Raw genomic sequence first — 20,599 nt, forward strand, 5'->3', positions numbered from 1 at the left:
ATTGCGCGCGGGCAGTGACGGCGTTGCCCGTATCGACATCTCGACACACTGACCGCGGCCCGGCGAGACCGGCCGGCCCGGCTGACCGACAGGGATCACTTTGGACCGTCTCGTCGTCCGCGGCGCCCGTGAGCACAACCTCAAGGACGTCCACATCGACCTGCCCCGCGACGCCCTGATCGTCTTCACCGGGCTGTCCGGGTCGGGCAAGTCGAGCCTGGCCTTCGACACCATCTTCGCCGAGGGCCAGCGGCGCTACGTCGAGTCGCTGTCGGCCTACGCCCGCCAGTTCCTCGGCCAGATGGACAAGCCCGACGTCGACTTCATCGAGGGCCTGTCGCCCGCGGTGTCGATCGACCAGAAGTCGACCAACCGCAACCCGCGGTCGACCGTCGGCACCATCACCGAGGTCTACGACTACCTCCGGCTGCTCTACGCCCGCGCCGGCCAGCCGCACTGCCCCAACTGCGGCAAGCCGATCGCCCGGCAGACGCCGCAGCAGATCGTCGACCAGGTGCTCGCCATGGAGGAGGGCACCCGCTTCCAGGTGCTCGCCCCGGTCGTGCGGGCGCGCAAGGGCGAGTACGTGGACCTGTTCAGCTCGCTGCAGACGCAGGGCTTCTCCCGCGTCCGGGTCGACGGCGTGGTGCACCCGCTGACCGAGCCGCCGAAGCTCAAGAAGCAGGAGAAGCACACGATCGAGGTGATCGTCGACCGGCTGACGGTGAAGGAGAGCGCCAAGCGCCGCCTCACCGACTCGGTCGAGACCGCGCTCGGCCTCGCCGGCGGCCTCGTCGTCCTCGACTTCGTCGACCTGCCCGAGGACGACCCGGTGCGGGAGCGGACCTTCTCCGAGCACCTGGCCTGCGTCGACGACGGCCTGTCGTTCGAGGCGCTCGAGCCGCGCTCGTTCTCGTTCAACTCGCCGTTCGGCGCCTGTCCGGAGTGCACCGGCATCGGGACGCGCAAGGAGGTCGACCCCGACCTCGTCGTCCCCGACCCGGAGAAGAGCCTGGCGCAGGGCGCGATCGCCCCGTGGGCCGGCTCGATGAGCAACGAGTACTTCCAGCGGCTGCTGTCCGGGCTGGCCGACCAGCTGGGCTTCTCCATGGACACCCCCTGGGAGAAGCTCCCGGCCAGGGTGCAGAAGGCCGTCCTGCACGGCTCCCCGGACCAGGTGCACGTCCGGTACAAGAACCGCTACGGCCGCGAGCGCAGCTACTACGCCGCGTTCGAGGGCGTGCTGCCGTTCCTCGAGCGCCGGCACGAGGACACCGACAGCGACTACATGCGGGACAAGTACGAGGGCTACATGCGCGACGTGCCCTGTCCCGTCTGCCACGGCACCCGGCTCAAGCCGGAGATCCTCGCGGTCAAGCTCACCGGCCGCTCGATCGCCGAGGTGACCGGCCTGTCGATCGGCGAGGCCGCCGACTGGCTGGGCGCCCTGGAGCTGGGCGAGCGCGAGCGGGCGATCGCCGACCGCGTGCTCAAGGAGATCCAGGCGCGGCTGTCGTTCCTCGTCGACGTCGGCCTGGACTACCTGTCCCTCGACCGGCCGGCGGCGACGCTGGCCGGCGGCGAGGCGCAGCGGATCCGGCTGGCCACGCAGATCGGCTCCGGGCTGGTCGGCGTCCTGTACGTGCTCGACGAGCCGTCGATCGGACTGCACCAGCGGGACAACACCCGGCTGATCGAGACGCTGGTCCGGCTGCGGGACATGGGCAACACGCTCATCGTCGTCGAGCACGACGAGGACACGATCAAGACCGCCGACTGGGTGGTCGACATCGGCCCGGGCGCCGGCGAGCACGGCGGCGAGGTGATCGTCAGCGGGCCGGTGTCGGAGCTGCTGGCCAGCGAGCGGTCGCTGACCGGGCAGTACCTGTCGGGCCGCAAGGAGATCACCGTGCCGAAGGTGCGGCGGCAGCCGCAGCCCGGGCGCGAGCTGGTGGTCAAGGGCGCCCGGGAGCACAACCTCAAGGGCGTCGACGTCACGTTCCCGCTGGGCCTGCTGGTCGGCGTCACCGGGGTGTCCGGGTCGGGCAAGTCCAGCCTGGTCAACGACATCCTCTACACGGTCCTGGCCAACCAGCTCAACCGGGCGCGGATGGTGCCGGGCCGGCACCGCACGGTCACCGGCCTGGAGCACCTGGACAAGGTCGTGCACGTCGACCAGTCGCCGATCGGGCGGACCCCGCGGTCCAACCCGGCCACCTACACCGGCGTCTGGGACCAGGTCCGCAAGCTGTTCGCGCAGACGTCGGAGGCGAAGATCCGCGGCTACCAGCCGGGGCGGTTCTCCTTCAACGTCAAGGGCGGGCGCTGCGAGGCGTGCTCCGGCGACGGCACCATCAAGATCGAGATGAACTTCCTGCCGGACGTCTACGTCCCGTGCGAGGTGTGCAAGGGCGCCCGGTTCAACCGGGAGACGCTCGAGGTGCACTACAAGGGCAAGACGGTCGCCGAGGTCCTGGACATGCCGATCGAGGAGGCCGCGGACTTCTTCGCCGCGATCCCGTCGATCTCGCGGTACCTGCGCACGCTGACCGACGTCGGCCTCGGGTACGTGCGGCTCGGCCAGCCGGCGACGACGCTGTCCGGCGGCGAGGCGCAGCGGGTGAAGCTGGCCAGCGAGCTGCAGAAGCGGTCCAACGGCCGCAGCGTGTACGTCCTCGACGAGCCGACCACCGGCCTGCACTTCGAGGACATCCGCAAGCTGCTGCAGGTGCTGCAGGGCCTGGTGGAGAAGGGCAACTCGGTCATCGTCATCGAGCACAACCTCGACGTGATCAAGAGCGCCGACTGGCTGATCGACATGGGGCCCGAGGGCGGGTTCCGCGGCGGCACGGTCGTGGCCGAGGGGCCGCCGGAGTTCGTCGCGTCGGTGCCCGAGTCGCACACCGGCCGGTACCTGGTGCCGCTGCTCGACGCCGGTGCGATCGAGGCCGCCGCCGCCGGCCCGAAGAAGCGGGCCACGCGCAAGCGCGCGAGCTGAGCAGGACCGGGTGCGCGTCGGGACGGTGCGGGTCGACGCCGTCGCGGACGGGACGTTCGTCGCCCGCCGGAGCTACTTCGGCGGGGACGTCCCGGCCGGCGCGCACCCGGAGCTGTTCGACCGGGACGACGCGGCGTGGCTGCCGATCGGCTGCTTCGTCGTCCGGACCGGCGGCCGGGTCGTGCTCGTCGACGCGGGGATGGGGCCGGAGGCGCAGAGCCTGCCGGACCGGATGCTGCTCGTCGGCGGGCAGCTGCCGACCGGCCTGCGGGCGCTCGGGGTGCACCCGGACGACGTGACCGACGTCGTCTGCACGCACCTGCACGCCGACCACGTCGGGTGGCTGTTCGGGCCCGGCGGCGAGCCGGTGTTCCCCGGCGCGACGATCTGGTTCGGCGCGGCCGACAGGGCGCACTTCGTCGACGGGCCGGGGGAGATGGCCGGGCACGTCCGCACCGGCTTCCGCCGCTGGGCCGGCACCGCACGGCTGCGGCCGCTCACCGGGGACGCCACCGTGACGCCCGGGGTGGAGGCAGTGCTGACGCCCGGGCACACGCCGGGTCACCTGGCCGTGTCGGTGACCTCCGGCGACGAGCGCCTGGTGCTGCTCGGCGACGCCATCACCTGCCCGGTGCAGCTGGCCGAGCCCGGCTGGCGCTCGATGGGCGACGTCGACGCCGCCCTGGCCGACCGCACCCGCCGGCGGCTGTGGCAGGTGCTGGGGGAGGAGGGGACGTCCGGCGTGGGCGCCCACTTCCCGCAGCTGGCGCGCGGCCGGGTGACCCGCTCGGGCGGGCGGTGGGAGCAGGCGGACTGAGCTCGACGCGCCTGCCTCAGCGGCGTCCGCGCCGGGCGAGGAGCCCGGCCAGGGCGGCCGCCAGCACGACGGCCAGGAGGACCGGCAGCGCCCGGGCGGCTGCGCCGCCGTCGGCCGGGGTGGACGCCGTGCCGGTGCGGGCGGCTTCCCCGGCGGCAGGCGGCGGTGTCCTCGCAGCCGGCGCGAGCGCGGACGGCGGCGCCACCGGTGCGTGGTAGAAGACGAACTCGCCGCGCTGCCGGTGGCCGTCGTCGGAGACCGCCGACCAGGTGACGGCGTGCCGGCCGGCTGCGGTGAGGGCGACGGGCGCGACCAGGACGGCGCCGTCGAGCACCACCGGCCCGGCGCCGGCGGACGCGCCGTCGGGCCCGGTGACCGTGACCTCGCCGCCCGCGGGCCGGGCCGCGAAGGTCAGGGTGACCGCCTGCGGGGTCGTCATCACGGTGCTGTCGGCCACCGGCTCGGTGGCGAGCAGCAGCGGGTGCGCCGACGCGGTGCCGGGTGCGGCCAGCGCGAGGACGAGGGCCAGCAGCCCCGTGACGAGCAGGCGGGGTGGCGTCGTGGGTCCGCGGACGGTCGGCACGGGAGCCCCGGAAAGGGCGGCGCTACGTCCAGCGTCGGATGAAGTCGATCGTGGCCCGGTCGACCTCGGCGGGGTGCGAGGCGCTCAGGAAGTGCCGGCCGCCGTCGACCACGCGCAGCTCGGCGTCGGCGCTGTTCGTGAAGAGCCGGATCTCCTCCTCGGCGTTCGCGACGGAGTGGACCGGGTCCTCGGTGCCGTGCATCCACAGGACCGGGCACTGCACGTCGTCCAGGCGGCCGTGCAGGCCGTCGCGGTCGCGCAGGTTGATGCTGGAGAGCCGGAGTCGGCGGCGGCCGTCGTCGCCGGTGTAGTTCCGCTGGTGCGTCTCGTGCCAGAACGAGCGCTCGGCCGGTGACACGTCCTCCCCGAGGCCCTCGGCGAGCGTGGCGTCGACCAGTTCCACCGGGATCGCCCAGTCGTCGCCGACCGCCCCGGCGAGCGCGTCGATGGCCGGGGTGCAGAAGGTGACGCCGTCCCAGCAGCCCAGGTCGCGGCTGCGCGGGCTCTCGTGGTCCATCCTCTCGTGGTCCATCGAGGTGCCCAGGGGGACGATGCCCCTGACGGTGCGTGGCGCCAGCACGGCCATCCGGGCAGCGATCCACCCGCCCTGCGACGTGCCCAGGACGAAGACCTCGGGGATGCCGAGCGCGTCGAGGACCTGCAGGTCGGCGATGGCCGAGTCCCAGTAGGTGAACTGCTCGTACGAGGCACGCGTGCGGCCGTGGCCGTAGGGCTCCAGGGCGAGCAGGTCGGCGGTGGCGGCGAGGTCCTCGTCGGCGAACTGCGGCCGGTGGAGCTCGGCGGACGTGGTGAAGGAGTTGACCAGGACCAGCGTCGGGAGCGAGGGGTCGTAGGGCCGGCCGAACCGGTAGCCGATGGTCGAGGTGCCGAGGTGGGGCACCGTGATCGTCTCCGTGTCCGCCATGGTCGCTCCCGTCGCCCGGGGCCGGCGCGCGGCAGGGCGGCCGTGCGCGACGTGCGCCCGTCATCGTGTCCGCGGGCCCCGGACCGGTCAACGCTCGGGCTTGCGTCCACGCCTCCGCCCCGGTCCCGCCTCAGTAGGGCGGTGGGGTGGTCGTCGCGGTGAGGCCGGTGGGAGTGGTGACGGTGAGCGTGCCGTCGGGCGCCCGCTCATGGCGCCGGCCCGGTGCCTGGTGCTTGCCGCGGTGGTGGCGGCGCAGTAGCCGGCCAGCGGCCCGGACGACAGCCCGACCGCCGGCGCCACGGGCACCGGAGCGGTCAGCACGTCGTCCACGTGTTCGACCACACCGTTCGACGAGGTGACCGAACAAGACGCTGAGCAGTGGGAATGTCGGAAGCGGTAACGAGACACCGCCGTCCGAGACGCGGCCGGATGTGATCCGGGGCACCCTGGGGGTGTGATTACTGACCGAACAGTCAGTGCGGTCGGCACGAGCCTCCTCTGCGGCCGGCCGCGGTCCTGCTGGCCCCCACGGATGAGCCCGGGCGGGGAGGCGGGGCTCGTGCACGCCGTCGAGGTGCACCGCAGCGCAGAGGAGCTGACGGGGGAGAACGAGGTCGCGCTCTGCGGGGCGATCGTGCAGGTGCTCGACGCGCCCTGGGCGGGCGCTCCCGACCGGTGCCCGCAGTGCCGCGAGCTCACGGCGTGACGCAGCAGCACGGCCCGGCCGGGGGTCACCCTCCGCGGGAGTGACGTGCCGCCGTCACGCCGCAGGAACCCGTTCCGACCCTGCGATGCTGCCCGGGTGAGCCGGGCCAGCGAGGACTCGAACCGGCGCATGCTGCGCGCGCGGGACGAGATGGACCGCTCCTACGGGGAGCCGCTGGACGTCCCGGCGCTCGCCCGCGTCGCGCACGTCTCCGAGGCGCACTTCATCCGCACCTTCAAGGAGACCTTCGGCGAGACGCCGCACCGGTACCTGCAGCGCCGCCGGGTGGAGCGGGCGATGTTCCTGCTGCGCAGCACCGACCGCACGGTCACCGACATCTGCATGGCCGTCGGCTTCTCCAGCCTCGGCACGTTCAGCCGGGTCTTCGCCGACGTCGTGGGCGAGCCGCCGAGCGCCTACCGGAGGCGCGGGCCGCTGGCGCCGGTGCCCTCCTGCTTCGGCATGCGCTGGCTGCGCCCCAGCCAGAAGCCGGGCCAGGAGCCGGGCCAGGAGCCGGACGGCGAGACGGGCGAGAAGACAGCAGTTCCGGAGAAGCCCGCCGCCGGCGCCCGCCCCTAGCGTCGTCGGCATGTTGACCTCCATCTCGATCACCTCCCTCTACGTCCTCGACCAGGACCAGGCGCTGGACTTCTACGTCGGCAAGCTCGGCTTCGAGGTCCAGACCGACCAGCAGTTCGGGCCGATGCGCTTCCTCACCGTCGTCCTGCCCAGCGACCCCGGCCACGCCGTGCTGCTGGAGCGCCCCGCCCCGCCGTCGGTGAGCCCGGAGATCGCCGACACGGTGCGCGACCTGGTGACCAAGGGCGCCGGCGGCGGCCACCTGTTCCTCACCACCGACGACGCGCACAAGACGCACGCCGCGCTCAAGGAGAAGGGCGTCGACCTGCCGGAGGAGCCCGTGGTGCAGCCCTACGGCATCGACTTCGGCTTCCGCGACCCGTTCGGGAACTCCGTCCGCATCGCGCAGATGAAGCCGCCGCCGTCGGCGTGACCCCGCCGGCCGGGCCCGGCAGGACCGCGTCGCGGTCCCCGGCCCGGCCGCCAGGGTGTCGTCGGGGGGCCCCGCGGTGGCCGGGGAGTCGCGCCGGGTCTAGCGTCCCGCGTGACCGCCGTCACACCTGGGGGTTGTCCGTGCCGCTCAGCCGGAGGTCGTTCCTCGCCGGGGCGCTGGCTGCCCCGGCCCTGGCGACCGCGGCCGGGGCGCTCACCGGGTGCGCCGGCACGGTCGTCCAGCCCGGCGACCTCTCCCGGCTGCGGGTCATGGCCCCGGCCAGTCCCGGCGGCGGGTGGGACACCACCGCGCGCGTCTTCCAGCGGGTCGTCCAGACCAGCGGCCTGGCCCGCAACGTGCAGGTCTTCAACGTCGAGGGCGCCGGCGGCACGATCGGCCTCGGCCAGCTCGCCCGGGAGACCGACGACGCGCTGCTCATGATGATGGGCCTGGTCATGGTCGGCGCCGTCGACACCAACGACTCCTCCACCCGGCTCTCCGACGTCACCCCGATCGCCCGGCTGATCGGCGAGACCGAGCTCATCGTCGCCCCGGCCGAGGCGCCCTACACCGACGTCCAGGGGTTCGTGGAGGCGTGGGCCGCCGACCCGGCCGGCACCCCCATCGCCGGCGGGTCGGCCGGCGGCACCGACCAGATCCTCGCCGGGCTGCTGGCCGAGGCCGCCGGCATCGACCCCGCGCAGGTCAACTACATCGCCTTCTCCGGCGGCGGGGAGTCGCTCGCCGCGCTGCTCGGCAACCAGGTCGCCGCCGGCATCTCCGGCCCCACCGACTACGGCGAGCAGGTCCGCACCGGCGACCTGATCGGCCTCGCGGTGTCCACGGCCGAGCGCTCCGAGCAGGTGCCCGACGTCCCGACCCTCGTCGAGTCCGGCTTCGACGTCGAGGTCTCCAACTGGCGCGGCTTCATGGCCCGGCCCGGCATGTCGCGGGAGGCGCGCGAGGACCTCACGCAGCTCGTCGTCGACGTCCACGACACCCCCGAGTGGGCCGAGGCGGTCGAGACCAACGGCTGGGACGACCTGCTGCTCACCGGCGACGAGTACGGCCGGTTCCTGGCCGACGAGGAGGAGCGGGTGCGCGCGATCCTCGAGCAGATCGGGCTCGTGCAGTGAGCGGCGCGTCGCCGGACCCGGACGTGTCGACCGCCGACGCCACCGGCACGCACGACGCCGCCGAGTCGCGGCACCCCACCCCGCCGCGGACCGGGGTCAGCCGTGGCGAGCTGGCCATGGTGGTGCTGCTCGGCGCGCTCGGGCTCTACCTGGTCCTCGACGCCGCGAACATCGCCGTCCCCGGCTCGGCGAACACCATCGGCCCGCGGTTCTTCCCCTACCTGGTCGGCGGGGTCGTCCTGGCCACCGCGCTGGCGCTGGGCTACCGCGTGCTCAAGGGCGACCGCGGGCCCTCCGACGAGAGCGAGGACGTCGACCCCGACGCCCCGACGTCGTGGGCCGCGGTCGGGATCGTCGCCGTCGCGTTCCTCGGCCACGCGCTGCTCATCAACGTCATCGGCTGGCCGCTGGCGGTCACGCTGATGTTCGCGCTCGTCGCCTGGGCCCTCGGCGCCCGCGGCATCGTGCGTCCGCTGCTCGCCGGCGGGGTGCTCTCGGTCGTCGTCTGGACCGTGTTCGTCAAGGGTCTCGGCGTCGCGCTGCCCGGCGGCACCCTCCTCGAGCTGGCGACGAGCTGGTTCTGATGGGCGCCCTGTCGGACCTGGCCGCCGGGTTCGCCGACGCGCTCACCCCGGTCAACCTGCTGTTCGCGCTGCTCGGCGTGCTGCTCGGCACCGCGGTGGGCGTGCTCCCGGGCATCGGCCCGGCGATGACCGTCGCGCTGCTGCTGCCGGTCACCTACACCCTGGAGCCGACGACGGCGTTCATCATGTTCGCCGGCATCTACTACGGCGGCATGTACGGCGGGTCGACGACGTCGATCCTGCTCAACACCCCCGGCGAGTCCAGCTCGATCATGACCGCGCTCGAGGGCAACCGGATGGCCAAGGCCGGCCGCGGCGCCGCCGCGCTGGCCACCGCGGCGATCGGGTCGTTCGTCGCCGGCACGATCGCCACGCTGCTGCTCGCGCTGGTCGCGCCGACCGTCGTCGAGCTGGCCATCGGCATCACCCCGGCCGACTACTTCGCCCTCGCCGTGCTGGCCTTCGTCGCGGTGGCCACGGTGCTCGGCGCCTCGCCGCTGCGCGGGCTGGCCTCCCTCGGCATCGGCCTCTACCTGGGGCTGGTCGGCACCGACGTGCTCACCGGGCAGGAGCGGTTCACCCTCGGGGTCCCGCAGCTGGCCGACGGAATCGACGTCGTCGTCGTGGCGGTCGCGCTGTTCGCCGTCGGGGAGGCGCTGTACGTCGCCTCCCGGCTGCGCCGCGGGCCGGTGCAGGTGATGGCCGCCTCCGGGCCCTGGTTCACGGGCCGCGACCTGCGCCGCTCGGTCGGCCCGTGGCTGCGCGGGACGGCGCTGGGCTTCCCGCTCGGCGCGCTGCCGGCCGGCGGCGCGGAGATCCCGACGTTCCTGTCCTACGCGGCGGAGCGGAAGCTGACCAAGCACCCGGAGGAGTTCGGCCGGGGCGCGATCGAGGGCGTCGCCGGGCCCGAGGCGGCCAACAACGCCGCGGCCGCGGGCGTGCTCGTCCCGCTGCTCACCCTCGGGCTGCCCACCTCCGCCACCGCGGCGATCATCCTGGCCGCCTTCCAGGGCTACGGCATCCAGCCCGGCCCGACGCTGCTGTCCACCGAGTCCTCGCTGGTGTGGACGCTGATCGCCGCGCTGCTCGTCGGCAACGTCATGCTGCTGGTGCTCAACCTGCCGCTGGCCCGGGTGTGGGTGCAGCTGCTGCGCGTCCCGCGGCCCTACCTGTACGCCGGGATCCTGCTGTTCGCCTCGCTGGGCTGCTACGCGGTCAACGCCGACCCGCTGGACCTGGCCCTGCTGCTGGTCCTCGGCCTGCTGGGGTTCGCGATGCGCCGTTACGGCTGGCCGGTCGCCCCCGCGGTCATCGGGCTGATCCTCGGCCCGGTCGCCGAGACCAACCTCCGGCGCGCGCTGGCGATCAGCGGCGGCGACCTCGGCGTGCTGGTCGAGACCTGGTTCAGCCGGGTCGTGCTGTTCCTGGCGCTGCTGGCGCTCGTGCTGCCGGTGGTGCTGCGGGCGGTGCGGGGCCGCCGCTCCACCCCGGAGGAGCTGCAGGCGGGGGAGGGGCTGCGTCACTCCGAACAAAGCCACCACGAGCGCGTCGGCGCGCCCGCCGACGGGGAGGAGGAGCGGTGAGCCGGCAACCGGTGGTCGTCGTCGGGCACGTGCCCACCCCGCGCGGGCAGGCGGCGCTCGAGCACGCCCTGGCCGAGGCGCACCGCCGCGGCGCCCGGCTGGTCGTGGTCAACAGCAGCCGCGGCGACGCGCTGGTCGACGAGGAGTACCTGCAGGGCGCCCCGCTGCGCCGGCTGCAGGACGAGCTCACCGTGTCCGGCCTGCCCGTCGAGCTGCGCCAGCCGATCGGCCGCGACGTCGCCGAGGAGCTCGCCGACGCCGTCTCCGAGTCCGGCGCGGAGCTGCTGGTCATCGGCCTGCGCCGGCGCAGCGCCGTCGGCAAGCTGCTCATGGGGAGCGCGGCCCAGCGGATCCTGCTCACCGTCGACTGCCCGATCCTCACCGTGAAGGGCCCGCCCGCGGCGTCGGCTTGATCGCCGGGCGTCACAGCGCTTATCGTCCGTGTGACGGACGTCACGCCGTCGGACGGCGTGACGGGGTCCTCGATGGAGGAGTCGCCCATGAGCGCGCTCACGCCCGACTGCGATCCCGACCTGGCGCACTGCGGTCAGCCCCGGCCCAGTGACGGGATCCGCTCCACGCTGGTGCTCGTCGCGCTCGTGACCGTCGCGGCCCTCGCCGTCACCGGCGAGGCCGTCCCCGGTGCGGTCGCGGTCGTCGCCGGCGGTGTCGGGCTGGTCGCGACGCTCCTGCTGGGCGCCCGCGCCGTCCGCCTGGGCCGGCGCGCCGTCGCGGCGGTGCACCTGCCGGCGCTGCACCGCTCCCGCCCGGCCGGCTGACCCCTGCCCGCCCTGCGGCGGGACGGGCGGACCGGCAGGCTGGCCTCCGACGACGACGTCCGAGGAGGCCAGCTCCATGACCCTGTCCGCCGACCCCACCCTCGTCCCCGCCGCGGACGGCACGCGGCTGGCCGAGCGCCGCTGGACCCCCGACGGCGAGGTGCGCGCGGTCGTGCAGGTCGTGCACGGGCTCTCCGAGCACGCCGGCCGCTACGGCCGCCTGGCCGCCGCGCTCACCGCCCGCGGGTTCGCCGTGGCCGCGCAGGACCAGCGCGGCCACGGGCTCACCGCGCGCTCGACCGGCCCCGGCCGCTTCGGCGACGGCGCGGGCAGCGACCACGTCCTCGACGACGTCCGCGAGCTCGGGCGGCGGCTGACCGCCGACCACCCCGGCGTCCCCTACGTCCTGCTCGGCCACTCGCTCGGCTCGGCGGTCGCGCTGGCCTCGGCCGAGCGGGACGGCGACGGCCTGGCCGGGCTGGTGCTGTCCGGCCCGATCGGCGTGGCGCCGCACCTCGCCGCGACGGCGGAGCAGCTGGAGGCCGCGGTGGCCGGTGGCCTGGGCGACCGGCCGATGGACGCCCTCGGTGCCTTCAACGCGCCGTTCGAGCCGGCGCGCACGCCCTACGACTGGCTCAGCCGCGACCCGGCGGAGGTCGACGCCTACCTCGCCGACCCGCTGTGCGGCGACGACGTCCCGCCCAGCCACCGCTACGGCGCCGGCATGTTCGCCCTCGTCGCCCGCGCCGCGACCCCCGAGGCCGTCGCCGGACTGCCGGACGGGCTGCCGGTGCTGCTGCTGGCCGGGCAGCGCGACCCGGTCGGCGGCGAGGACGCGGCCCAGGTGACCGCGCTCGCCGGCCTGCTGCGCGACCGCGGCCTGCCGGTGGAGCAGCACGTCTACCCCGACGCCCGGCACGAGGTGTTCAACGAGACCAACCGGGACGAGGTGACCGCCGACCTGCTGGCCTGGCTGGACTCCCGGATCGGCGGCTGACCCCACCCCGACCCCACCCGACCCGTTGCCTCCACCGGCCGGGGGGCCGCTCACGGGGCGGGCTCCTCAGGGGTGCCACCGCTGCGCGTGCTCGGCGTGCGTCCGCAGGTAGGAGCCTGGCCGGAAGAAGCGGTCGTAGAACTCCAGGTCGAGGTGGTGCGCCTGCACGTAGTTGAGGACGAACACCGTCGGCACGGTGCCGGGGAACTTGCCGAAGGTGTCCAGCACGTACTGGGCCTGCAGCGTTACGCACGCCTTGAACTCCGCGTCGTGGACCTGCGCGCTGCCCCGGAAGCCGGGGCTGTCGGTCCACGGGCCGGGCGTGCGGGGGTTGAACGGGCCGCCCTCGCCGAACTTGCGCTCGGCGAAGGCCTCGACCGCCGCGGCCATGTCCGCGTGGTGCGGCGGGCAGAACGCCTCGAAGACGCCCGGCAGCCCGGTCGGGTTCGGCACCGCCCAGCGCTCGTCGGTGTCGTAGCGGAAGCCCAGCCCCGGGACGTCGGGGTCCCCGGAGGCGCCGAGCACCGAGAACCGGTCGATCCCGTCGAACATCCACCCGCCCAGCCCCATCGCCTGGAGCACGAGCACCCCGGCGTAGCAGCTGGTGGCCAGCTCCGCGGTGGCCTCGGTGAGCGCGTACTGCTCGGTGAAGGTGAGCGGGAAGGGCGCGTCGACGTCCACCAGGTGGCGGAACCGCTCCAGCCCGGGGATCTCGCGCCCGTTGACGTCGTCGAAGACCGCGTACCCGTTCTGCGTGAAGAAGCAGAGGATCGCCAGCAGGTGCTGGGCGACGTCGGCGACCGGGACGGCCAGGAGCGAGCCCGGCACGTTGACGCACCAGGTGTTGTGCCCCTCCAGGTGGGGCTCCTCGCGTGGCAGGTGCAGCCGCCGGTCGGAGAGCTGCCGCACCCGGCCCCGGTGCCGCTCCACCAGCAGCTCGGCGGTGACCTCCTCGGTGGCCGGGTCGACCAGGGCGCCGGCGTCCCGGGTGGGGAAGAAGTACACGCCGGAGTCGTCGGTGAAGAACAGCTCGGCCGTGTGGAAGCCGGCCGCCGACGGGAAGGTGCGCCCGGCCGCGCCGCCCGCGTAGTTCGCCGGGTGGGGCGCGTAGTGGGCGTTGCGCGTGATCGAGTGGTGCCAGCCCGTGGTCCCGCCCATGGCGGTGAGCACCAGCATCCGCTCGAGCTCGGTCAGCGGCACCGGCTCGTGCCGTGACCGGTAGGCGAGCGGGCCGTCCGGGATCTCGTCGCCCAGGGCGAACCGCCGGGAGCGCCGCCCGAACAGGGCCTCGACGAGGGGGAAGGTCGCGAGGTCGGTCAGCGGGTCGGTCAGGGCCGGCGGCGCCGTCCGGGGCTCCGGGACCGCCGCCGTGCGGGCCCGGGTCGTCGGGTCCTGCGTCGAGCTCATGGGCGCACCCCCGGGGGCGGACGACTGACCGACCGAGGCTGACCCGGGTCCGGGACGGCGGTCCAGAGGCGGAGGTCCCCCGGGAACCACACCGGTGTCGTCCCCGTGGCCACGTCCACGCCCCGCGAGGGGCGGATCGTCGCCCGCGGCACCTACTGTGGGTGCGTGCCCGACCCGTCCACGTACCGCCCGGCGGTCGGCTCCATCCCCGAGTCGCCCGGGGTCTACAAGTTCCGCGACCCCTCCGGCCGCGTCATCTACGTCGGCAAGGCCAAGAACCTGCGCCAGCGGCTGAACAGCTACTTCGCCGACGTCGCCGGCCTGCACCCGCGCACCCGGCAGATGGTCACGACGGCGGCGAGCGTCGAGTGGACCGTCGTCGGCACCGAGGTCGAGGCCCTCCAGCTCGAGTACAACTGGATCAAGGAGTTCGACCCGCGGTTCAACGTCCGCTACCGCGACGACAAGAGCTACCCGTCGCTCGCCGTGACGCTGAACGAGGAGTACCCCCGGCTGCAGGTGATGCGCGGGCCGAAGAAGAAGGGCGTCCGCTACTTCGGCCCCTACGCGCACGCCTGGGCCATCCGCGAGACCCTCGACACGCTCACCCGCGTCTTCCCGGCCCGCACCTGCTCCAACGGCGTCTTCAAGCGCGCCGGGCAGATCGGCCGGCCCTGCCTGCTCGGCTACATCGGCAAGTGCGCCGCGCCCTGCGTGGGCCGGGTCAGCGCCGAGGAGCACCGGGCGATCGTCGACGACTTCTGCGACTTCATGGCCGGCCGCACCGACCTCATGGTCAAGCGGCTCGAGCGGGAGATGGCCGAGGCCGCCGAGGCCATGGAGTACGAGAGGGCCGCGCGGCTGCGCGACGACCTTGGAGCGCTCAGGCGCGCGATGGAGAAGCAGGCCGTCGTCCTCGGCGACGGCACCGACGCCGACGTCGTCGCCTTCGCCCAGGACGAGCTCGAGGCCGCCGTCCAGGTGTTCCACGTCCGCGGCGGGCGGGTGCGCGGCCAGCGCGGCTGGATCATCGACAAGGTCGAGGAGGTCAGCACCGGCGAGCTGGTGGAGCAGTTCCTCCTGCAGGTCTACGGCGGCGTCGACGAGCAGACCGGCTCCTTCGAGGCGGGTGAGTCGGTGCCCAAGGAGGTGCTCGTCCCCGAGCTCCCCGACGACGCCGACGTCTACGAGGAGCTGCTCAGCGAGCTGCGCGGGTCGCGGGTGTCGCTGCGCGTGCCGCAGCGCGGCGACAAGCGCAGCCTGCTGGAGACCGTCGAGCGCAACGCCAAGGAGGCCTTCGCCCGGCACCGGGTCAAGCGCTCCAGCGACCTCACCGCGCGCAGCCTCGCCCTCAGCGAGCTGCAGGAGGCGCTCGAGCTGCCCGACGCGCCGCTGCGCATCGAGTGCATCGACATCAGCCACGTGCAGCAGACCGACGTCGTCGCCTCGATGGTGGTGTTCGAGGACGGGCTGGCGAAGAAGTCCGACTACCGGCGCTTCGCCGTGCACGAGGGCACCGACGACACCGCGGCGATGGCCGAGGTGGTCCGGCGCCGCTTCGCCCGGCACCTCAGGGAGGAGGCGGACCGGCGCGACGAGCAGGGCGTCGCCGCGGAGGAGGGCCGGCCGCGCCGGTTCGCCTACCCGCCGAACCTGCTGGTCGTCGACGGCGGCGCCCCGCAGGTGGCGGCCGCCGCCCGGTCGCTGGACGAGCTGGGCATCGTCGACGTCGCCGTCTGCGGGCTGGCCAAGCGGATGGAGGAGGTGTGGCTGCCCGGGGAGAGCGACCCGGTGATCCTGCCGCGCACCTCCGAGGCGCTGTACCTGCTGCAGCGGGTGCGGGACGAGGCCCACCGGTTCGCGATCACCTACCACCGGCAGAAGCGTTCGGTCAGCATGCTGGTCTCCCTGTTGGACGACGTCCCCGGTCTCGGGGAGACGCGGCGGAAGGCGCTGATGAAGCAGTTCGGGTCCCTCAAGCGGCTGCGCGCGGCCACGGTGGAGGAGCTCACGGCCGTCCCCGGCATCGGCCGCCGGACGGCGGAGGCGGTCGTGGCCGCCGTCGCCGAGCCCGCCGCCGGGGACGACGCCGACCGTCCCGCGGAGGAGGACGCGGCCGCGGAGACCGTCGTGGAGAGCACCACGGCACCCAGCGGGCCGGCGGAGCGGGGCACCCCCCGCGCCGGGGCCGGGGAGACCGCCGAGGTCGGCCGGGTCGCCTCGTGAGCGCCGGGCAGGACGCGGGGACGGCGCCGGTGCCGTCCCCGGACGGCCAGCACGGCCCGCACGCCGACGTCCCCGCCGGGCTGGACCCGGCGAGCACCGAGACCCCGCCGGTCGAGGTCGTCGTCGTCACCGGGCTGTCCGGCGCGGGCAAGAACACCGCCGGGCGGGTGCTCGAGGACCTCGGCTGGTACGTCGTCGAGAACCTGCCGCCGGCACTGCTGCTGCCGATGGTGGAGCTCGGCGCCCGCGGCGACGTGCGCCGTTTCGCCGCCGTCGTCGACGTCCGCAGCCGGGCCTTCTCCAGCGACCTGCAGGAGGCCATCCGGGTGCTCGCCGAGGCCGGCCACCGCCCCCGGGTGGTGTTCGTGCACGCCCGCGACGAGGTGCTGGTGCGCCGCTACGAGTCCAACCGGCGGGAGCACCCGCTGCAGGGCTCCGGGCGGCTCATCGACGGCATCACCGCCGAGCGGGCGCTGCTCACCGGCATCGCCGGCGAGGCCGACCTGTGGGTCGACACCAGCGACCTCAACGTGCACCAGCTGCGCGCCACGCTGGAGAACGCCTTCGCCCGGGAGGGCCGCACGCCGCCGCTGACGGCGACCGTGCTCAGCTTCGGCTTCAAGTACGGGCTGCCGCTGGACGCCGACCTCGTCGTCGACGCCCGGTTCCTGCCCAACCCGCACTGGCTGCCCGAGCTGCGCCCGCACACCGGGCAGGACGCCGACGTGCGCGACTACGTGCTCGGCCAGGCCGACGCCGGGCCGTTCCTCGACCGCTACACCGAGGTCCTGCGGCTGCTCGTCCCCGGCTACCGGCGGGAGGGCAAGCGCTACCTGACGCTCGCGGTCGGCTGCACCGGCGGCAAGCACCGCAGCGTCGCCATCGCCGAGGAGTTCGCCCGCCGGCTGCGCGCCGAGGGCACCGACGCGGTCGCGCGCCACCGCGACCTGGGCCGCGAGTAGTGGGCGGCACGCAGCGGGTCGTCGCCCTCGGCGGCGGCCACGGGCTGGCAGCGGCGCTGGGCGCCTGGCGGCTGATCACGCCCGACCTCACCGCGGTCGTCACGGTCGCCGACGACGGCGGCTCGTCCGGCCGCATCCGGCGGGAGATGCCGGTGCTGCCGCCCGGGGACCTGCGGATGGCGCTGGCCGCGCTGGCCGGCGAGGACCACGGCCGGCAGGAGATGGCCCGGCTTCTGCAGCACCGCCTCGGCGGCACCGGCGTGCTGGCCGGGCACCCCGTGGGCAACCTGCTGCTCACCGGGCTGGTCGAGCTGCACGGTGGCGACACCGTCCGCGCCCTCGACGCGGTCTGCGAGCTGGTCGGCGCCTGCGGCCGGGTGCTGCCGATGGCCGACGTGCCGCTGGACCTCGTCGCCCGGGTGGAGACGACCGACCCCGACGACCCCGCGCGCACCCGCACCATCCGCGGGCAGGTCGCGATCGCGTCGACCCCGGGGCGGGTGCGCGACATCCTCGTGTCGCCGTCGGACCCGCCGGTGCACCCCGACGTCCTCGAGGCGATCGCCTCGGCCGACGTCGTGTCGCTGGGGCCCGGGTCCTGGTACACGTCGGTGCTGCCGCACCTGCTGGTGCCGCGGCTGCGCGCCGCGCTGGCCGCCACCCGCGCCCGGGTGGTCGTCGTCCTCAACCTGGAGCCGCAGCCGGGGGAGACCGACGGCTTCTCGCCGGAGGAGCACCTGCGGGTGCTGCAGGCGCACCTGGGCGGTGTGGCGCTGCACACCGTGGTCGCGGATGCGGAATCGGTGGTTGACCGCTGTGGTCTCCTGTCAGCGGTGCGCGAGTGCGGCGCCGAGTTGGTCCTGGCTCCGGTCGCCGCGCCCGACGGATCACCACGCCACGACCCCGCGCGGCTGGCGGCCGCACTGAGCTCGGTGGTCGGGGCGCGGTGAGCGGGAACGGTCCCAGCCGGAGCACCGGGAGCGGGGGTGCCCGGACGGTACGAGGGGGAGAGGTGACGCCGAGGATGGCGCCGCAGCAGAGCAGGGGGTGGTCGTCGTGGCGATGACGGCCATGGTCAAGGACGAGCTGTCGCGGGTGGAGTGCACGCGCACCTCCGAGCGCAAGGCCGAGGTGACGGCGCTCCTGCGCTTCTCCGGCGGCCTGCACATCGTGGGCGGCCGGGTGGTCATCGAGGCCGAGCTGGACACCGGATCGGTCGCGCGCCGGCTGCGCCGGGACATCAGCGAGGTCTACGGCTACACGAGCGGGGTCAGCGTGCTCGCCGGCGGCAACATCCGCCGCGGCGTGCGCTACCTCGTCCGGATCGCCAAGCACGGTGAGGGCCTGGCCCGCCAGACCGGGCTGGTCGACCAGCGCGGGCGCCCCGTGCGCGGCCTGCCGCCGTCGGTGGTCTCCGGCAGCATCAACGACGCCGAGGCCGCCTGGCGGGGCGCCTTCCTCGCGCACGGCTCGCTCACCGAGCCCGGCCGCTCCTCCTCCCTCGAGGTCACCTGCCCGGGGCCGGAGGCGGCCATGGCCCTGGTCGGCGCCGCCCGCCGGCTGGGCATCGCCGCCAAGGCCCGCGAGGTCCGCGGCGCCGACCGGGTCGTCGTCCGCGACGGCGACGCGATCAGCGCGCTGCTCACCCGCATGGGCGCCCACGACGCGGTCCTGGCCTGGGAGGAGCGGCGGATGCGCCGCGAGGTCCGGGCCACCGCCAACCGCCTGGCCAACTTTGACGACGCCAACCTGCGCCGGTCCGCGCGCGCCGCGGTCGCGGCCAGCGCGCGGGTCGAGCGGGCGCTGGAGATCCTCGCCGGCGACGCCCCCGAGCACCTGCTGGTCGCCGGCCGGCTGCGCCTGGAGCACGGCCAGGCCTCGCTGGAGGAGCTCGGCCAGCGTGCCGACCCGCCGATGACCAAGGACGCCGTGGCCGGCCGGATAAGGCGTCTCCTGGCGATGGCCGACAAGCGGGCCAAGGACCTCGGCATCCCCGACACCGAGTCGGTGGTCACCGACGACATGCTCGCTCAGTAGCGCCACGGAACGGACGACGACGGGGCGCCCTCCGCTGCGGCGGGGGGCGCCCCGTCGTCGTCACCCGTGGGGGTGAGCGCCCGGCCGGGCCGCTGCAGGCCGCACGTGAGGCCGCCGATGGGCGGGACAGAGGCGGCCGTCCGGGCCCGCCGGCGCGGAGCGGAGGCGGCATGACCGCGGGGAGCTGGGCCGTCGTCTTCGGCTGCGCCACGCTGGTTGCCGTCGGCACCGCCGTCCTGGCCTGGCGCCGGCGGCGGCGCACCCCGGCCGCCACCGCGCTCGCGGTCACCATGGCCGGCGTCGCCACCTGGTCGGCGGCCGACGGGGTCGTCTACCTGGCCGGCAGCGAGGCGGTCCAGCGCGTCTACGTCCCGCTGCTCATGGCCGCCGTCGGGCTGGTGGTCGTGGGCACCTGGGTGCTGGCCCGCACCGTGGCCGACCCCTCGTGGCGGCTCTCGCCCCGCGCCGCGGCGCTGCTGGCGGTCGAGCCGGTCCTGCTGGTCCTGACCGGGGGGCTCCCGGCGACCCGCCACCTCGTGATGACCGACATGGTCTCCGGCACGGCCGGCGCGGAGTCCCAGGTCACCTTCGGGCCGCTGTTCCTCGCCCACACCGCCTACTCGTACGTACTGATCGGGGTGGCCTACGCCGTCCTCGCGCGCCGCTGGCTGCGCGTCGCCGGCGTCTTCCGCCGCCAGATCGGGATCCTGCTCGGCTCGGCGTGCCTGTCCACGGTCGGCAACGTGGTCGCCGTGGGCGGCCAGCTCGACGGGCACGGCACCGACGTCACCCCGCTGTTCTTCCTGCTCACCGGGCTCGTCGACTGCTGGGCCATCTTCCGCGGCGGCCTGCTGCGGCTGGTGCCGGTCGCCCGGGAGCAGGTCGTCGAGACCGTCCCCGACGCCGTGCTGGTCGTCGACCCCGACGGCGTCCTCATCGACTGCAACCCCGCCGCCACCCGGATGCTGCGGGAGCTGCGCCCCCACCTCGACGGCGACCTCGTCGGCCGGCCGCTCCACGACGTCGCCGGTCCCCGGGCGGTCGGGGTGCTGCTCAACACGGAGCGCCGCGACGGCCACCGCGTCGCCGAGGTCCGCCCCGGCGTGTGGCTCGACGTGCGCGACTCCGCCGTCGCCGACCCCCGCGGCCGCGCGCTGGGCCGCATCCTCGTCGTCCGCGACGTGAGCGAGCAGCAGCAGCGGCAGCTCGCCGTCGAGCGGCTCAACCGGCAGCTGGCCGAGCAGGTCGAGGTCATCGAGCGGCTGCGCGCGGTCCTCGCCGAGGAGGCCGTCCGCGACCCGCTGACCGGGCTGCACAACCGCCGGCACCTCGACCGCGCGCTGGAGACCGACCTGGCCCGCCGCCCGCGCACCGGGCAGCTGTCCCTGCTCGTCGTCGACGTCGACCACTTCAAGGCCGTCAACGACCGCTTCGGCCACGCCTCCGGCGACCGGGTGCTCCTCGGCGTCGCCGGCACCCTGGCCGCCGCCGTCCGCGAGGGTGACACGGCCGCGCGGCTGGGCGGCGAGGAGTTCGTCGTGGTCCTGCCCGGCGCCGGGCGGGACCAGGCGCTGGCCCGCGCCGAGCAGGTCCGCCGCGAGGTCGCCGCCACCCGCCACCTGCTCGACGGCGAGGACGTCGCCGTCACCGTGAGCATCGGCGTCGCCGTCTGCCCGGCCGACGGCACCTCCGCGGCCGCGCTGCTCGAGGTCGCCGACCGCGCCCTCTACACCGCCAAGGCGACCGGCCGCGACCGCGTGGTCGCCGCCGAGCCGGCCGCCGGCCCGGTGCTGCCCGTCCCGGCCCCGCCGGGGGACCTCCCGGAGCTCGTGGCCGGGGCCTGACCT

19 protein-coding genes are annotated in these 20,599 nt (G+C 74.8%); 16 read left to right on the forward strand and 3 right to left on the reverse strand.

Features of this window, described 5'->3' with window-relative positions; genetic code table 11:
* Positions 1–100 precede the first annotated feature (100 nt).
* Together uvrA and ACI798_RS13140 are read left to right on the forward strand one after the other, a co-directional pair.
* Entirely contained in the window at positions 101–2,998 is a 2,898-nt protein-coding gene (uvrA, locus tag ACI798_RS13135; RefSeq protein WP_456943111.1) for an excinuclease ABC subunit UvrA, read from the forward strand.
* A gap of 10 nt (positions 2,999–3,008) precedes the next feature.
* On the forward strand, positions 3,009–3,815 hold the full coding sequence (locus ACI798_RS13140) for an MBL fold metallo-hydrolase (RefSeq protein WP_457048108.1): 807 nt from the start codon (positions 3,009–3,011) through the stop codon (positions 3,813–3,815).
* A 16-nt stretch (positions 3,816–3,831) separates the two neighbouring features.
* Here the strand turns inward: ACI798_RS13140 and ACI798_RS13145 are convergent, their stop codons facing one another.
* Together ACI798_RS13145 and ACI798_RS13150 are read right to left on the reverse strand one after the other, a co-directional pair.
* Positions 3,832–4,398 carry a copper resistance CopC family protein gene (locus ACI798_RS13145; RefSeq protein WP_457048109.1) on the reverse strand — a complete coding sequence of 189 codons (567 nt, stop codon included), beginning with the start codon at positions 4,396–4,398 and terminating at the stop codon, positions 3,832–3,834.
* Between the two features lie 22 nt (positions 4,399–4,420).
* A complete protein-coding gene (locus tag ACI798_RS13150; protein ID WP_457048110.1) occupies positions 4,421–5,323 on the reverse strand; it encodes an alpha/beta fold hydrolase in 903 nt (300 codons plus the stop codon).
* A 559-nt stretch (positions 5,324–5,882) separates the two neighbouring features.
* Here ACI798_RS13150 and ACI798_RS13155 point away from each other — a divergent pair.
* The 9 genes from ACI798_RS13155 (at position 5,883) to ACI798_RS13195 (ending at position 12,120) form a co-directional block, all read left to right on the forward strand.
* Positions 5,883–6,029: a hypothetical protein gene (locus ACI798_RS13155; RefSeq protein ID WP_456929803.1), complete on the forward strand. Its 147-nt coding sequence runs from the start codon at positions 5,883–5,885 to the stop codon at positions 6,027–6,029.
* Positions 6,030–6,125: 96 nt separating this feature from the next.
* Positions 6,126–6,608: a helix-turn-helix domain-containing protein gene (locus tag ACI798_RS13160; protein WP_456943116.1), complete on the forward strand. Its 483-nt coding sequence runs from the start codon at positions 6,126–6,128 to the stop codon at positions 6,606–6,608.
* Between the two features lie 10 nt (positions 6,609–6,618).
* A complete protein-coding gene (locus ACI798_RS13165) occupies positions 6,619–7,041 on the forward strand; it encodes a VOC family protein (protein ID WP_457048111.1) in 423 nt (140 codons plus the stop codon).
* A gap of 140 nt (positions 7,042–7,181) precedes the next feature.
* Positions 7,182–8,177 (forward strand): Bug family tripartite tricarboxylate transporter substrate binding protein, encoded by a 996-nt coding sequence (locus tag ACI798_RS13170; RefSeq protein ID WP_457048112.1) that lies wholly within the window; start codon positions 7,182–7,184, stop codon positions 8,175–8,177.
* A 23-nt stretch (positions 8,178–8,200) separates the two neighbouring features.
* Positions 8,201–8,761 carry a tripartite tricarboxylate transporter TctB family protein gene (locus ACI798_RS13175; protein ID WP_456943119.1) on the forward strand — a complete coding sequence of 187 codons (561 nt, stop codon included), beginning with the start codon at positions 8,201–8,203 and terminating at the stop codon, positions 8,759–8,761.
* Complete coding sequence (locus ACI798_RS13180) at positions 8,761–10,344, forward strand: tripartite tricarboxylate transporter permease (protein WP_456943120.1); 1,584 nt, start codon at positions 8,761–8,763, stop codon at positions 10,342–10,344. Before ACI798_RS13175 ends, ACI798_RS13180 begins: the two co-directional genes overlap by 1 nt.
* Entirely contained in the window at positions 10,341–10,757 is a 417-nt protein-coding gene (locus ACI798_RS13185; RefSeq protein WP_456943121.1) for a universal stress protein, read from the forward strand. The genes ACI798_RS13180 and ACI798_RS13185 overlap by 4 nt, the downstream gene beginning before the upstream one ends.
* An 87-nt stretch (positions 10,758–10,844) precedes the next feature.
* Positions 10,845–11,123: a hypothetical protein gene (locus tag ACI798_RS13190; protein WP_457048113.1), complete on the forward strand. Its 279-nt coding sequence runs from the start codon at positions 10,845–10,847 to the stop codon at positions 11,121–11,123.
* Between the two features lie 76 nt (positions 11,124–11,199).
* A complete protein-coding gene (locus tag ACI798_RS13195; protein ID WP_456943123.1) occupies positions 11,200–12,120 on the forward strand; it encodes an alpha/beta fold hydrolase in 921 nt (306 codons plus the stop codon).
* Between the two features lie 66 nt (positions 12,121–12,186).
* Here ACI798_RS13195 and ACI798_RS13200 read toward each other — a convergent pair whose 3' ends face one another.
* Positions 12,187–13,527 carry a hypothetical protein gene (locus ACI798_RS13200; protein WP_456943124.1) on the reverse strand — a complete coding sequence of 447 codons (1,341 nt, stop codon included), beginning with the start codon at positions 13,525–13,527 and terminating at the stop codon, positions 12,187–12,189.
* Positions 13,528–13,692: 165 nt separating this feature from the next.
* Here ACI798_RS13200 and uvrC point away from each other — a divergent pair, with 165 nt between their 5' ends.
* The 5 genes from uvrC to ACI798_RS13225 all read left to right on the forward strand — a co-directional run bounded on the left by uvrC (position 13,693) and on the right by ACI798_RS13225 (position 20,596).
* On the forward strand, positions 13,693–15,753 hold the full coding sequence (uvrC, locus tag ACI798_RS13205) for an excinuclease ABC subunit UvrC (RefSeq protein WP_456943125.1): 2,061 nt from the start codon (positions 13,693–13,695) through the stop codon (positions 15,751–15,753).
* Positions 15,750–16,715 carry an RNase adapter RapZ gene (gene rapZ, locus ACI798_RS13210; RefSeq protein ID WP_456943126.1) on the forward strand — a complete coding sequence of 322 codons (966 nt, stop codon included), beginning with the start codon at positions 15,750–15,752 and terminating at the stop codon, positions 16,713–16,715. Before uvrC ends, rapZ begins: the two co-directional genes overlap by 4 nt.
* Positions 16,715–17,665: a gluconeogenesis factor YvcK family protein gene (locus tag ACI798_RS13215; protein WP_456943127.1), complete on the forward strand. Its 951-nt coding sequence runs from the start codon at positions 16,715–16,717 to the stop codon at positions 17,663–17,665. The genes rapZ and ACI798_RS13215 overlap by 1 nt, the downstream gene beginning before the upstream one ends.
* 112 nt (positions 17,666–17,777) lie before the next feature.
* A complete protein-coding gene (gene whiA / locus ACI798_RS13220) occupies positions 17,778–18,752 on the forward strand; it encodes a DNA-binding protein WhiA (protein ID WP_425283686.1) in 975 nt (324 codons plus the stop codon).
* Positions 18,753–18,922: 170 nt separating this feature from the next.
* Complete coding sequence (locus ACI798_RS13225; protein WP_457048114.1) at positions 18,923–20,596, forward strand: histidine kinase N-terminal 7TM domain-containing diguanylate cyclase; 1,674 nt, start codon at positions 18,923–18,925, stop codon at positions 20,594–20,596.
* The last annotated feature ends 3 nt before the right edge of the window (positions 20,597–20,599 follow it).

Source organism: Geodermatophilus sp. SYSU D01045 (genome assembly GCF_054050295.1).

Excerpts from the sequence above, each read along its gene's own strand:
- ACI798_RS13150 (WP_457048110.1), bottom strand. The coding sequence starts at position 5,323 with ATGGCGGACACGGAGACGATCACGGTGCCCCACCTCGGCACCTCGACC.
- ACI798_RS13165 (WP_457048111.1), top strand. The coding sequence starts at position 6,619 with ATGTTGACCTCCATCTCGATCACCTCCCTCTACGTCCTCGACCAGGAC.
- ACI798_RS13180 (WP_456943120.1), top strand. The coding sequence starts at position 8,761 with ATGGGCGCCCTGTCGGACCTGGCCGCCGGGTTCGCCGACGCGCTCACC.
- ACI798_RS13190 (WP_457048113.1), top strand. The coding sequence starts at position 10,845 with ATGAGCGCGCTCACGCCCGACTGCGATCCCGACCTGGCGCACTGCGGT.
- ACI798_RS13195 (WP_456943123.1), top strand. The coding sequence starts at position 11,200 with ATGACCCTGTCCGCCGACCCCACCCTCGTCCCCGCCGCGGACGGCACG.
- ACI798_RS13200 (WP_456943124.1), bottom strand. The coding sequence starts at position 13,527 with ATGAGCTCGACGCAGGACCCGACGACCCGGGCCCGCACGGCGGCGGTC.
- whiA (WP_425283686.1), top strand. The coding sequence starts at position 17,778 with ATGACGGCCATGGTCAAGGACGAGCTGTCGCGGGTGGAGTGCACGCGC.
- ACI798_RS13225 (WP_457048114.1), top strand. The coding sequence starts at position 18,923 with ATGACCGCGGGGAGCTGGGCCGTCGTCTTCGGCTGCGCCACGCTGGTT.